Source organism: Corallococcus terminator (genome assembly GCF_049194865.1).
Taxonomy (GTDB): Bacteria; Myxococcota; Myxococcia; order Myxococcales; family Myxococcaceae; genus Myxococcus; species Myxococcus terminator_A.
Window position 1 is genome coordinate 251,564 of sequence record NZ_JBLZWL010000109.1, and the last position, 14,516, is coordinate 266,079.

At 63.3% G+C, this 14,516-nt stretch carries 3 protein-coding genes; 1 reads left to right on the forward strand and 2 read right to left on the reverse strand.

Annotated features, from left to right (window positions below):
* Positions 1-6 precede the first annotated feature (6 nt).
* Together ACN469_RS33720 and drmD are read right to left on the reverse strand one after the other, a co-directional pair.
* Complete coding sequence (locus ACN469_RS33720; protein WP_498774735.1) at positions 7-3,936, reverse strand: DNA methyltransferase; 3,930 nt, start codon at positions 3,934-3,936, stop codon at positions 7-9.
* Positions 3,936-7,130, reverse strand: a complete 3,195-nt coding sequence (drmD, locus tag ACN469_RS33725; RefSeq protein WP_498774737.1) for a DISARM system SNF2-like helicase DrmD — start codon at positions 7,128-7,130, stop codon at positions 3,936-3,938. Before drmD ends, ACN469_RS33720 begins: the two co-directional genes overlap by 1 nt.
* 599 nt (positions 7,131-7,729) lie before the next feature.
* On the opposite strand from drmD, the gene ACN469_RS33730 reads away from it, so the two are divergent.
* Positions 7,730-14,239, forward strand: coding sequence for an NACHT domain-containing protein (locus tag ACN469_RS33730; protein WP_498774739.1), 6,510 nt, complete (start codon positions 7,730-7,732; stop codon positions 14,237-14,239).
* Positions 14,240-14,516 lie beyond the last annotated feature (277 nt).

Here is a 14,516-nt window from a genome sequence, read left to right on the forward strand (position 1 = left end):
GAGGGCTCAGGCGGTCTGGGCGCGGGGCTTCGAGGGACGGCGGGCGGTGGGATGGGCTTCCTCGTGGGCACGCTGCGCGTTCAGGTCGAAGAGGCGGTCGAGAACTTCGTCCTCGAAGGCTTCGAGCTGTTTGGGAGTTGCGCCGCAGTACAGAGGGGCTTGGATGTCCTTCCAGCCGTAGGCATCCAGGACTGCCTGGTCCACGGCCACGTGCAGGTCCCGCAGGCGCTGCGTCGCTGTGTCGGTGACGGACTTGTCCTTGAGCCGGTTGTACGTCGTCGTCAGGCCGATGTTGTAGGCCTGCATGTACTGGCTGCGCTCGAAGTCAAAGCGCTTCCCAATGGCATCAAGGGCGGCAAACGCCGATGCCGCCGGGAAAGGAAATGTTTCGAAGCAGTCAGATGCTGAGTAGTTGAGATCAACACGCATTGTCGACGAAAGAAGCCGAGTCCACGAGTCGTGAATGCGCGACTGCAACAATGCGAGATACCGGTCAAGCGTGACCGGAAAAACCTGTGCCTTATGGGAGAAGACGTGTGTACTGGGCATCCACCTGAACATCAGATGCTTCGAGACAATGCTGATCGCGAGGCAGCGCGTTATAGGATGGAGGGCTTCAAAGAGGGCTGGGGTGTATCGTCCGTACTGCCACCAGTATTTTTTTCGCCTCTTGCCGTCGGCATTATCCTTGAGCTTGATACGCTCCGGCCTAACCAAGTCCTCTACTATGTGAAGGAGGTCAGGCCATAGCTCTGCCTCCTTCAGTTCCATTTGTCCGAAGTTGATGACGTGCCGTTCGAGTTCAGGACTCGGATCGGAGTTGAGCTCTTCGCCACCCACGTAGCGAAAAATGCGTTCCGCGTTCTTTGATGATTTCGAGACAAGAGTCGAACGCTGTTCGGGGCTCAGTACAAACCCCATTCCAAGGACGATGCATCCCTGGAAGCTCTTCCCCGCGTTGGCGGTAAGTGCCACGGGATCTGCCCGCTCGGGTTTTCCTCTCAGTCGAGAGTTGAGGTATTTCACGGGCAGACGGTCCAGCCGCGGCTCCAACTTCAAGTCCGAGACGTGGCCTTTCGCCAGATGCACCACGGACACCGAGACGTTGGCACCAGCCACCGGCCACTTCATGGAGCGTACGGCGTCGTAGAGGTGGCCGCCGTGGTCCACCAGGTACTTCAGTCCCGTGGCCCTCGTGTCCCCCTGCGCGATGGTGTTGGTGGCAATGAGTCCGAAGCTGCCGTGTTCACCCAGCAGATGGAACGCACGGCGGAAGAAGTGCGCGGAGAGATCCGCGTTGCCATGCGCACCCTCATGAACCGCCTGGAGCCAAGGGAGGTAGTTCTCTCCGCCCGTTTCGATGATGGAGTTCTTTCCCGCGAACGGCGGGTTCCCCACGAACCCATCGATCCATGCAGCCTTGTTGGGCTGTTCGTTGTCGAGCGGATCCGGCCGTCTCCCGTGGAAAACCTCCGGGAACTCCAGCGGCCAGTGGAACGTCCATGGCGGCGCGGAGAACGCCGCGATGTCCGCTGGCATGGGAGGCGGAACCCCATTCTTCGCCTTGGACAGCCACGCCCCAATCAAGTCCAACCGGCGGACGCGCTCCTTCTCCCGCCCCTTGTCCGAGCCCTGGGCGAAGAACGCACCGACGCAAGCATTGGCGATCCGCTTGATGTCCTCCAACGCCGCGTCCGCGTCGCGGAGAAGCCCCTCCTTCACCCGACCGGGCTCCAGGTCCAACTGCAGCGGCTTGCGGTCCGGCCCTTCCAGGTCGAGCGCGAGCTGGAGGATCTTCTCGCGCTTCTCCAGCGAACTGTTCAGCGCCTTCGAGATGAACGCCCAGGGCAGCTCCGACTGCTTCGTGCGGGTCGGGTCCCAGTGGAACGCTTGAAGCTGCTCCAGGTCGAGCCCGACCAGTGAATCCCCACACTTGAGCGCATGGTCCAGGAAGGTGAAGGGCTCCGTCTTCGCCAACGTCACGAGCCACAGCGACAGCTTCGCGAGCTGCACGGCCCATGGATTCTTGTCCACGCCGTACAAGCATCGCTGGGCCACCAGCCGGCGTGCCCGCATCACCTCGTCCTCGTGCTTGTCACGCTTCAGCACGCGCTCACGTGTCCATGCGGCGACAACCTGGTCCGCGAGAAAGCGGCAGGACTCCACCAGGAACGCACCCGACCCCATGGCCGGGTCGCAGATCTTCAGGTTGAGGAGTCTCTCTGAAGACGGATGCGGCCCCATCGTCTTGAGCAGAGGCTCCAGAGCCCGGCGGACGATGGGCGCTGACAGACTTCGAGGCGTGTAGTGGCTGCTGGTCCGTCGCCGCCCGCCGTCAGGCTGGAGTACCCACTGAGATGCTCGCCGTATCTCGGTCCCCTTCGCACGGTACGGCTCCAGCGCGGTCAAGACCAACTGCTGCGCGGAGGCCTGCTCCAGCGCCTTCGACAGGGCTTTCACCGCCTTCGCGTCGAGCCTCGCTTCCTCCTCCAGCCATGCCGCACGCCGCTTCGCGGGCTGGGCCAGCACCTCGTCCACGGAGACCCATACCTTCGAGGGCTTGAGGCAGATTCCAGCACCGCTCAGGCGCTTCACGTGGAAGCCCATCAGGCCCTCGTACACGGAGCCGATCTGCTCCACGTCGAGCGACTTGAAGCTCAGTCGCTGTCCCTTGAGGAAGACGAGCCGCTCCAGTACCTGGAGGACCGTCTCGTCATCGATGGGAGGCACCCGCGCATCCGTGCCCACATCGGCGGAGTTCGCGCCTCCTAGGAAGGGGAACGTGTCAGGGTCGAAGAGCTGCCCACGCCGCGCCGGCATTCGCAGCTTGTCGTGCGAGGCGCCCAGGTAGATGCACCTGAAGAGCGCCAGCAACCGTGGCCACGCACCGAAGCGCCGGTTCATCGAATCGGGGTATTGGCTGGAGTCCTCGACGAGTTGCGCGTGAAGAGCCTTCACCGACAGGTCATCGCGGTAGGGCTCCTGGTCCACAGGAAGCAGGCCCCGGTCTTCAGCGTAGAGGATGAAGACGAGCCGTAAGAGCGTGGAGAGGAGCCCGCCGTAGACATGCTCCTCACCTCGTGAGAGCGCCTCGTCCAGGGCCCGGGAGCCATCCCGTTCAGCGGCCGTCTCGAAACCCGTGAGAAGGATGCCGAGCGCTTCCAGTACCTGGTCGGCCAGTTCGTCGGTGACATCCGCCTGCCGGCGGCGTGACTGCTCCAGGAGCGCGGGAAGCTGATGCTCGGGCAGCACGCCGAAGAAGCGGCGCGCGTGCAGGAGCATCACCATCGCGTCGAACAGCGGACGACCGCTGGCGGTGACGAGGTCCTTGAACCGGAAGGTGATGTGCCCTGACGTCTCTCCGTGGGGCGCATAGACCAGTCGCACGGAGTCCCCGTTGAACAACAGACCGATGGGGACACGGGCCGCGCGCAGCAGGCGGTCGAACTTGGCGGTCGGCTCGTAGAACCACGCGCCCGTGGTGTCCTCCTTCCTGTCCAGGTCCAACCCGGCCGGCAGCTCCCAGGTCAGGAGAGAGAAGCCTTCCGCAGCGCGGCTGATGGGCGTGGAATCATCCGGCAACCCTTCCGGCTTCGCGGGAGGAGGCCCTCGTCGCAACAGCCCCCACGTGGGCTTGATTGTCTGTTGCCCCTCCGCGATATCGAGCTGGAGGTCCTCCGGAAACCTCGTGGTGAAATCTTCCTCGGTGTAGCCCAGCACCTCCCGGAGGAAGCGCGGGACATCTGTCACGCGAGGTGACTCCCGGCCCGCCAGCAGGCCGAACCGCGACTGCGCGGACACCGGCAGGCGCTGCATGCACTGCGCGTCCTCGAGGACCGGGATGGAGACCACCAGTCCTTCGATGGGCTGCGCCATCCCCATCCATGTCTGGTGATAGCGACGCTCGACGTCCCCGCTCAAGTTCTGGCCGTTCATCACCGAGCCCCCGGCCACAGATAGACCATGCCCAAGGGCACCAGGCGGGCGACCCGCACGGCGTAGGTGGCCTTCAAGGATTCAGGTTGTTCGACGAGTTCCCTTCCGAGCGCTGTCAATCGCTGTTCAAGGTGCACCTTGTCCCTCCTCCATTGGTCTTGCTCCGCCCGGGCGTCGAGCTTGAGTTCGAGCTGCGCGCCCAGGGCTTCCTGGATGGCCTCCTGCTGCGTCAGGAGAATCTGTGTCAGCGCCTTGGATTCAGCCGCTCCCCGCGCCGCCAGCTTCTTGCGAGCATCCCGCTCTCGCACCGAGGCCTGTTCCTCGATGGCGGGCCAGAGCTTCGAGAAGTCGGACTCGACACTGGCCAGCAGCCGTTTCTGGACGGCCTTCGGTGTCGCGGAGAGCGCGGGCGCTTCCGCCAGCGTGGTCTCCAGTTGGTCGATGACCTTGCGGTCCGCCTCGTCCGCGAAGGGCTTCAGGTGCCCGCGGCCTCCGCCGTCCAGCCACCTTGCTGAAACAGAGACCACCTCGTCATGGAGCCGCGCGGCGCCCTCGCCAAAGAGCGACAACCGGCCGAAGACGATGACGCGTGCCACTGCGTCCCGTTGGGTCTGGACCACCGTGACACGGCTCAGGTCGTTCGCGGAGAACCCCTGCGCCAGGAACCGGTGGAGCACCCGCTGGACGAGCGGATGGGACAGGTGCAGGTGGACGAGCTTGCTGGCAACGCCCGGAGGTGCCTCGAAGACGACGGGAGACAGGGGGCGCTTGCGCCACTCCCACGCTGCCTCGTCGTGCGCCCGGCGCGGACGAATGGAATCCAGGGTCGTGCTCCACGAAGCGGGAAGGGCGGGGACCTTCCAGGCCTCCAGCGTCCGGCCCTCTTCCGTGATGGCCTCCCGCTCCAACCGGCCCGCGCCGGCCAGCTCGAACCCCACGTCCAGCGCATCGCGCAGCAGGGCGGGATTGAAGTCCATCACCTTGCCGCTGCGCTCGCGGAGTTCTCCAATCTCATCCAGTTCCTTGCGCAGGGATTGGAGCGTGCGCTGGGACTCCAATTCCCGCTTCGTCACCTCCGTGCGAGTCGAGGTCGCGGCGCGGGAGAGGCTCGCCAGCGTGCTCTTCGTGATGCCCGAGGCGAGGGCATCGTGCATCTGGTCCATCAGCACGCAGCCAAGGCTGCCCAGCTCGCGCGTGATGGTCTCTACCTTGCGCGCGAGGGTGTCGAGCACCGCATCCTCGGCGCGCTGGCCGTAGACGAAGTAGCCACAGCGCACGGTGGGCGCGGGTTGCAAGGCACGGTCGATGCGACCGTTGCGCTGCTCCATGCGTGAGGGATTCCACGGAACGTCGATGTGGAAGAGGTCCGCGCAGTGGCCTTGCAGGTTGATGCCTTCGCGCGCGGCGTCGGTCGCGAGGAGGACCCGCACGGGGAACTCCTCCATCGAGCCGTTGAAGGCGGCCTGCACCTCCGCTCGCTTCACGTCATCGATGCCGCCCGTCAGCGTGAGGATGCGCTCATCACCCCGTTGGGTCCCCTCGAAGGCGGCGGTGAGCTGCTCCTTGAGGTAGCGGAGCGTGTCGCCATACTCGGTGAACAGGATGACCCGGCGGGGCTTCCACGCGGCGCCTCGGGTGAGCGGGCATTGGTGCTCGCGAATCCAGTGGAGCAGGGCCCGCAGCTTCGCGTCCCGGGCGGCGCGGTGCCGGGCGCTCAGCTTGAGCATGTCATCCAGGAGCGTGCGCGCCTGGACGCTGGCGGACAGGTCCTGACTGTGCTCGCGGATGGTCTCCGCGAACGACAGCTCGAGCGCGTCGTCCGTCTCGCCGTGCTCCTCGGACTCAGGAGCCGTGTCGCCGGTGAGCGCTCCGCCGTCGGGAGCCAGCGCCCCCGCGCCGAAGGCCGCCGCGTGGATGCAGAGGGTGCGGTGGAACGCCTCGATGCTGGAGAGGAGACGCTTCTGGAGGTTGATGAAGACCAGGCGCCCCAGCTTCGTGCCGGGCGCCATGAGCTCCGTGTAGCGCGCGAGCTTCTGGGACAGCTCCAGTTCCGGGGCGGAGGCTTCGCCCAGGTCGACACGCTGCTCGACGCTCTTTCCGTCCGGGGCGAGCCACTCGGCGTGCCAGCGTCCCGAGTCATGCGTCAGCCGCACGCCCACCACGTGCCGCTCGGGGTAGCGCTGCGAACTGCCCAGGGCGCGAAGGTCGCCCTTGAGCCGGCGCACCATGACGGGCGCCAGTTGTGATTCGCGGACGCGGGTGCCCCGCGTGAAGCGCTGTGGGTCCAACATCTCCAACAGCGCGGAGAAGCTGTTGGAGTGGCCGTTGTGGGGCGTGGCGGAGAGGAAGAGCCGGTGCTCGAAGCGCTCCGCCAGTGAGCGGATGCTGCGAGTGGTCTCCGTGTCGATGGCGTACCGGCTGGCCGATGCGGGCGCGACGACGTGCGCCTCGTCGAGCACCAACAAGGACTTGTGGTGACCCTTCTCCTCCAGGAGGGTCTTCAGCGGCTCGAAGTATTCGCTGCGCCGCAGCGTCTGGTACGACACGATGAAGCGTGAGTGCGTGGCCCAGACGGGGACCTGGAAGCCGCGCTCCTGACGGCGGCGGGAGACGAACTCGCTGTTGAAGATTTCGAAGCGCAGACCGAAGCGCTTCTCCATCTCATCGCGCCACTGGAGCGTCACCGACGCCGGGCAGACGATGAGGACGCGGTCCACTCGCTGGCGGAGGATGAGTTCCTGCAACACCAGCCCGGCCTCGATGGTCTTTCCGAGACCTACGTCATCGGCGATGAAGAGATTCACCCGAGGCAGCTCGAGCGCCTTCTTGAGAGGCGTGAGCTGGTGATTCATCAAGTGGATGCCCGCGCGGAACGGCGCCTGGAAGAGCCGGGCGTCGGTGGCGGTGACGGAGCTCCACTTGAGCGCGTGCAGATACGCGGCGAAGTGACGCGGCTCGTCGAAACGCGCAGGAGGTCCCAATCCACCCTGTTCGGGTCGGATGACCCGAGCGGCGAGCTCACGCTCCCATAAGACAGACAGGGGACGTCCCTGTGCGTCATCATCGAGACACGTGAGACGAACGAGGGTGTGTTGCTCCCGGACATCCGAAGGAGCGATGACCTCGTTGACCAGATACTGACGGTGTCGGACCTGCGCGATATCACCCGCGCACGGCATGGGAGCGATTGGCACGGGAGCTACATGCCGCGACAGACATGTAGGCGAGAATCACTCGCAAGAGGTACGCCAGAGGTCTTGACATCTCTGGCCCACACTGATTGCGCCCGGAAGGGCATCCTCGAACTCTGCACCTCCCCCCGCGCAAGAGCGGCAATACCATCGACCTTTACACCGCGTTCCCGTGCGAGTGTTGATGGTCTCCAGGAAGCGCTGATTCCTGGTCATCGGTCGCCTTGAGTTCCCGGACCTGGCGGTCGAGACATCTGGCGAGTGCATCCGAAAAGTTGAGGAACGAGGAGTGCGCCGGTGGAGTCCGCAGTTGCGCGCGTCCTGAAAAAACGGAAGACCCACCAGCGACACCCGGAGGGCTCTCCTGGCACCTGCCGCCCCTCCTGGGAAAGCAACTGGGCTGAGCAGGCGTGTGTCCGCTGGAGATGAAAGGCTTCTGCGCCGGCTCAGCGTGCGGCTCATGGGCTCCCCGTCAGGGTCCCTCACCTCCCCTTTTCTTCTGCCCGCTACGCCCAAGAGGACTCCAGTCCTTCCTATGCTCCACATCCATGCGTCGCGATAATGCGGCTATAGTCGAAGTACCTGTACGCTTGGTGTTGACAGTGGAATTCGATGCGCTCACGACTTCCGTGCTGAAAGCCTCACAAAAGGGACAAAAAATGGCAAAATCTCCAGTTCGCGTTGACAGCGTTCGCGCATCCAGGGACGGCCATGAGTTCCACGAAGCGTGGGTAGCCCGCAAGAGCTTGGGATTGCTGCTTCCGCAAGATGGCTTTGTCGGGGTCGCGATCGAGGGCTTCTCCCCTAGCGACCGGGTATCCCAAGAGGCGACCGAAATCGCCGATGCGGTGCTGTACTACGGACCTGCGGCGACCTTCCGGGACGCGGAACGGGTCGTAGTGGTCCAGGTCAAGTACTCCAAGGCATCCGAGCTCAAGCCGTTTCGCGCGGCCGATGCCAAGCACACGGTTGAAAAGTTCGCGCACACGTATCGCGCTCTAAAGCGCGAGCACGGTGTCGGCCCGACTCGAAGTCGCCTTGGCTTCGAGCTCATCACTAATCGCCCGATCCTTCCCGAGCTCGAACAAGCGGTCGCAGCCCTGCGAGACGGAGTGATCCTTAAGGGCGTCGCCAAGACGCAGGCTGAGCAACTCACCGACGCCATCAACATGCAAGGTAAGGATCTGGCAGAGTTCGCCGCACGGCTACATCTGACAGGAATTTCCGGGGACCTGCTCCAGAGCAAGCACGAACTGGCCATCTCCTTAGCGGACTGGTCGGTCGCGCGAGATCCGCAGTCCAGAATCCGACTCAGCAACCTTCGAGAGCTGGCGCGCACCAAGGCTGGCCTCCTGGCCCAGCATCGAAACGTTATCCTGCGCGCTGACGTCCTCTCAGCACTGGACCTGCAGCACGAAGACGAACTCCTTCCGGTTCGAGAGAGCTTCCCAGACGTCGGTTCGATAGTGGAACGCGAGCAACTGACGTCGGTGGTTGCCCAAATTCCAACCCTCACTCGGCCATTACTAATCCACGCTGACGGCGGCGTCGGCAAGACGGTGTTTCTCCAGTCGCTTGCGGCAAAGCTGGCCAAAGACCACGACGTGGTGCTATTCGATTGCTTTGGCATGGGTCAGTACCGTGCCACCTCCGACGCTCGCCACTTGCCGCAGCGGGGCTTGATCCACATTGCCAACTTGTTGGCGTGCCGCGGCCTGTGCGATCCCATGCTTCCCGGCAACGCCAGCGACGGCGACCTGATCCGGACGTTTCGCTCAAGACTTAATCAAGCGACTGAGACGCTCCGGACGGCGGCGCCGGATCGCCAGCTCGTCCTACTGCTCGATGCGATCGACAATGCTGGCGAGCACGCTGCTCTGCGTGACGAAACGGCTTTTCCGCGTTTGCTCCTGGAAGAACTGACCATCATTGGTCCTATCCCCGGCGTGCGGGTCGTTGTCAGTGCACGCGGCTATCGGCTGACCAATGCCATCGGAAGTGCCTCCTGCGAACGGCTTCAGCTCCAACCGTTTACGCTGGACGAATCCCGCGCATACTTGCAAGACCACCTGGGGAGACTGACGGACGGGATGCTGCAAGTAGCCCAATCGCGCTCACGTGGAAACGCTCGCATCCTCGAACATCTGGTCGACGAAGGCTCTGAGCTTCTGGCGCCGTCGGAATTCAACAAGGTCATCCAACTGGACGAACTGCTTCAATTGAAGATTGCCAACGCATTGGCCGACGCACGACGGCAGGGTTATCAGGAAAACGAGATCGCATCGTTTCTTGCTGGGCTTGCGACTCTGCCACCGCCCGTGCCCGTGCGCGAGTTCGCCGAGGCAAATGGCTTGTCGGAAGGGGCAGTCAATAGTTTCGCCGCCGATCTATCGCCGCTGCTGGAGCAAACTAGATACGGTTTGATGATTCGCGACGAGCCGACTGAACGCCTGATCCGCGAAACCTATGCCGCTGATGAAGCGACGCTACGTCGCTTGGCCAAAAATCTTTTTGCGATGCAGGATCGTTCCCTGTATGCAGCAACGACGCTGCCGGAACTGCTGCAGCAGTTGGGGAACGGTGACCAACTGTTCGAGCTCGCATTCGATGAGCGCCTTCCGGCAGCCATCGCCACTGCGGCCGGCAAGCAGGCCATTCGGCAGGCGCGCATTCGGGCGGCTGTCGCCTTCGCGGCTAACCAAGAGGACAACGGACGGCTAGTCCAACTGCTGGTCGAACTTTCGACCTTGGCCGCGATGAATCAGCGAGGCACCCAGTACCTGCTCGACCACCCCGACCTGACCGTTGCGATCGCGGATGCCGACTCGCTGCGGCGCCTGTTTGAAGCGCGCACGGAGTGGCCTGGCGCCAGGCATGCGCGATTGACCATCGCGCACGTCTTGGCCGGGGAATTGCCTGACGCCACTCGCCACGCCCACCGTGTTTCCGAGTGGCGTCATCACTACTACGACCAGGAACGAGAATTTCGTCGCCGCGACGAAGGGCCGACCGCACTGGATATGGCGTCTATCCCGCTGTTCCGGCTGGCGCGAGGCGACGGCGAGGCCGCCGCACAGGACTTGACTCAATGGCCGGACTGGTACGGCTTCCAAGTGGCGGAACGTTTATTTTCGCTCGTACGGGCAGGTGCGCCGGCGCGCCGTGTGCTCGATAAAGCGCTTAGAGAGATGCTCGCATCGGCTGCCGCTAGTTCCGGTGTCTTGACGGCAGCCATTACGTATGCCGACGGCGATGAATCCTGGCAGCGCGAACTGGTAGGCCGGCTGGCTGCGGTCTGCGCCCAAGTCGACTTGGGCGCGCAGGATTACCAATCCAAGGAGGCCTCCCTTGTGCGCGGCATTATGCGGGCAGCCGCCGTGGCCGTGGCATTAAGAATGACCACCGAGGCGAACACTATCCTCGATGCGGCTGCGATTCCGACGCCCAGTTTGCACGTTTTTCTGGATGAGTTCTGGACACGTGATGCGTACCTGTTCATCGCTGCGCGGACGCTTCGCGCGCTCGCGAAGGGAGTCCCGCTTGAAGAACGAATGCTGCTCCCGAATGAGCTTTCCGAGGCCGCTGTTGGCGTCGCGCCAGAACTTCAAGGCAAGGAGTTCCGGGCGGCCTTGAAGAATGCAATGCGCGAGGCCGTAAGAGTGCCATCGCAGGCGGACGACTCCTCCCGCCGGCTGCGTCAAGACGACTTGCACCGAGCCGAGCGCTTTCTCGATTCGCGTTTATGCACATGGCTCTCTGTGGCGCAGGCTTTCTCGCAGGCGATGAGCCGGACCCACAGTGGCGACATCGGGCGGCTGCAACCGCTGATGACGGAGTGGAATCGCTTGCGGGTGAGCAACGACTACTACTTGGGCGGCCTGTCCGCACAGCGACAATTCAACGCGGTCGGCGAGCGACTGCTCACCTTGGCCGTGTCCGCGGACGCTGGCCACGATACGCAGGAGGTTCGCGAGTACATCGAAGCGGTCAATGCGGCGGGCGTAACCCCCGTGTCACATGTCATCGAACTGGTCAGCATCTTGGCACGACGGACTCCCTGTCAGATGGCGGCTGGGAAGGCTGCCGTGCGGGCCCGAGAAGCGATCGAACGGCTTGATGACGTCAATGAGCGAGCTGCCTCATTTGCGCAGCTCGCACGGGCAATCGTTCCGGCCAGTCCGGACGATGCTTTCGATTACTTCCATCGTGGGCTGGAACAAGTCGATGCCTTAGGCTCGGGCGACTGGCAATTCGTCGGCGAACTAATGCATGTCGCGTCGACCCTGAACGGCGGTCGGTTGGAAGATGCCGACAGCCACACCTTGTCGAACATCTGCGACTTGAACCTGGGCGAGGAACACAAGTTTGATTGGGCAGCCTACGGACAGGCGTTGGCGCAAGCCGCAGGCCCCAAGGGTTTGGCCCGGCTGGCGCGCTGGGAGGATCGCGAACGCATCTCCCTCGACTACACCTTGCTCCCGTACCTCACGGCGCTGGTCGACAACGGTGACCTTGAGCCAACGTTGACTCTGATCATGTTGCGGGTGAGCTCTCCTGCGGAGTTGCGTGTTTGTGGCACCGGCGAGTTCATTGAGGCACTGCTGCGATGCCCATCGGGGGTCACGGCGACGCTGGTTGAGGAGATGATTCAGCACTATCAACAGAACAATCCCGGCGGGCACGGGTCGGACGACGTCTTGGCACTGTCGCGTCTGGCCGAGCGGGCGTTTGGCCACTCCTCAAGCGAGCGGTCGCGGTTGCTTCATGCGGCAGAGGCGATCTCGGAGGCGAAGCAGGAGTTCAACACGCTCAACAACTGGCGATCGCCCAACCCCCTACCGGATCGGTCCAAGTGGGAGGCCGAGCAAGCGAAGCAGATTGCGGAGGCCAAAGCCCGCGCGGCGTCGCTCAACCCGTTGGACGAGGCCGGGATTGCGGAATCTCTTGCGGTTCTGGATGGGTCGCTTCAAGGGCGGCGCCTGGAGCAAGATTTTCTCGAGGTCCTGCGCGCCAAGGTCCCGCTTTCCGGGATGACCAAGTACATCGAGATGATTGCTCGGCAAGAGCAACTCGACCTGGACGACAAGTTTCACGAGTTGGAGCTATGCAAAACCGCGTGGTCGGAGTCGTCTGACGCCGTCGATCGCATCTGGTCGAAATGCGCTGCGTGGATCATCCACGCCAACCCGGCGGAGTTCGTAACCTTCGAACAGCTGTCCCTGTTCCATCTCAACCGTCTGTCCGCGCTGGCGGGCGTTGACAACCACACGCTGGTCGTGGGGTTGCTCAAGGAGTTTTCCCGGCCGGAGGCTGAGGTACCCGCCGCTGTCTGGCTCAGCGTGGCGGCGAGCTTCAACACCAAAGCGGAGCCTGGCGCAGGTCAGTCCGCCTTGGCACGACTGCTTCGGGGCGGCGCAGCCAAGTTGGCCCCACTGGTCGTTGATGGCGAGTGGCGCCCCGGCTTGTACCCCGAGGACGATCCCGCCGATATTACCGCGGGACTGATTTGGTTTGGGCTGGGCTCACCCCGTGCTGAACGACGCTGGATGTCCTCACACGCCCTGCGATCCGCAGTGCGCCTGGGGCGGAGCGACGTTCTGGACCGCGTGGTCACCCGCTTCGGCGACAAGACCGCCGGCGCATTCGGCGCTCCGGAGTTGCCCTTTTTCTACCTACATGCCCAGCTGTGGCTGCTGATCGCAATGGCTCGCGTGGCGATGGAGGCACCGGCCGCCATTGCCTCGCATCAGCGATTCCTTGAGCACATCGCACTCGATCACGCCGACCCGCATGTTCTGCGACAGCACTTTGCGAGGGAAGCACTATGGGCATGTCACCGCAGTGGCGCGCTGACGCTGTCGGAGACGACGCAAGCGCAACTGCATCGGGTAAATCAATCTCCGTATCCGTCTGTCAAATCCCAAGGCAGGGTATCGTCTTTCTATGACTCCCGACCCGCTGATAATCCTAAGCCCCCATGGGACGTCAGCCTGGAGTACGAATTCGACAAGAACGAGGTAACAGATCTCGCCAGGCTTTTTAACCTTGATCGTTGGGTGACGCGAGATGCCCTGAGCGCGTGGGTTCACCAGCACGCACCTGGCCTCACCAGCATGTATGACCTCGGCGGCCGCTCAGGTTCGCGTCGCAGCCACGATGAAATGTCGGAAGCGCAGCATCGCTACGGCGAACAACTGTGCTGGCACGGGCTATACGCCGTGGCCGGGCGTTTGCTGCGAGATCATCCGGTGGCCGTTCCGACATACGGTCAGACTGAGCCTTGGCATGAGTGGCTACGTGGCAAAGTATTGACGCGGGACGATGGTCAGTGGCTGGCGGATGGCACCGATTGGCGCCAGGCCACCACCCGCGTCAACTTGCGCGAAGTGACCAACGATGGCGGCGCGCTCACTGCAGACACGGCCAAGCTCTCGGCGCTGATGGGTATCAGGGAAGGGGTCCGAGAGTGGCTGGTGGTGAATGGGGACTGGACCTCGATGGACGGTGTCCAAGTCCACGTGAGTTCGTCAATGGTACCCTCTGCAGAAGGCGACCGTGTCGCCAAGGACGTAGCCGCCCAGGATCCGTTCCACATCAATGCTCCGAAAGTCGAGGAGCACGAAGAAGGCGACCCTCAATGGCTGGAGTTCAATACCCCGTTTCACCCGTGGCTGGTCGACACACGTGCCCGGGCCGGCCTGGACGAGACCGATGTGTTCGGGGTCATTGGCGCCGCTGCGCGGACGCGATTGACTACCGAAGCGATCAGCTTCGGAGGCCTAGTGATGAAGGATCCATTCGGTCGCGAGTGGACTGATCGCTTGGGCGCCACCGTCTTGCACGTTGAGGCATGGTGCCAATACACAGAACGCGACGAAGATCAGCGCTCAACCGGAAATCAAGCAATCTGCCGAACCAGCTTCGTTCGCGACTTCCTGAGCGCGCAAGCTTGCGACTTGATCTGCATAGTTCGTTTGCGGCGCAGCGATTTGGGCCGCGGCGATCGCACGTCCCAGCATTGGCACACAACCTTGGCTGTGCGCATCACGCCTTCTCTTGAAATATACCTTCACCCTGGACGGGCCAATGAACTGTACGAGAGCAAGTATTGATGACGCGCAATCGATCGCACGGACCCGCACTGTTCCCGCACTTTAATGACAGTTCCGTCGAACTCCCTCCAGCAGGGGCTCCTTCGCCCCAGGATTTCTTGAGAAACCTCTCTGGGGGAATATCCCCCTCGTAAGGTGGATGTGAAGAAGCAGCAGAAGCAGGACAGGACTGCGGAGCGCGAGCAGTTCGGCCGTAACCGACCGACGGGTGACGTCCGCCGGATGCACCCTTCCGCTCGCACCGCATGGTAGCCGCGCACGGGGGTCCTGGTCGCCG

What these genes read in the sequence shown, in the direction of transcription:
- ACN469_RS33720 (WP_498774735.1), bottom strand. Translation starts at nt 3,936, where the DNA reads ATGAACGGCCAGAACTTGAGCGGGGACGTCGAGCGTCGCTATCACCAG.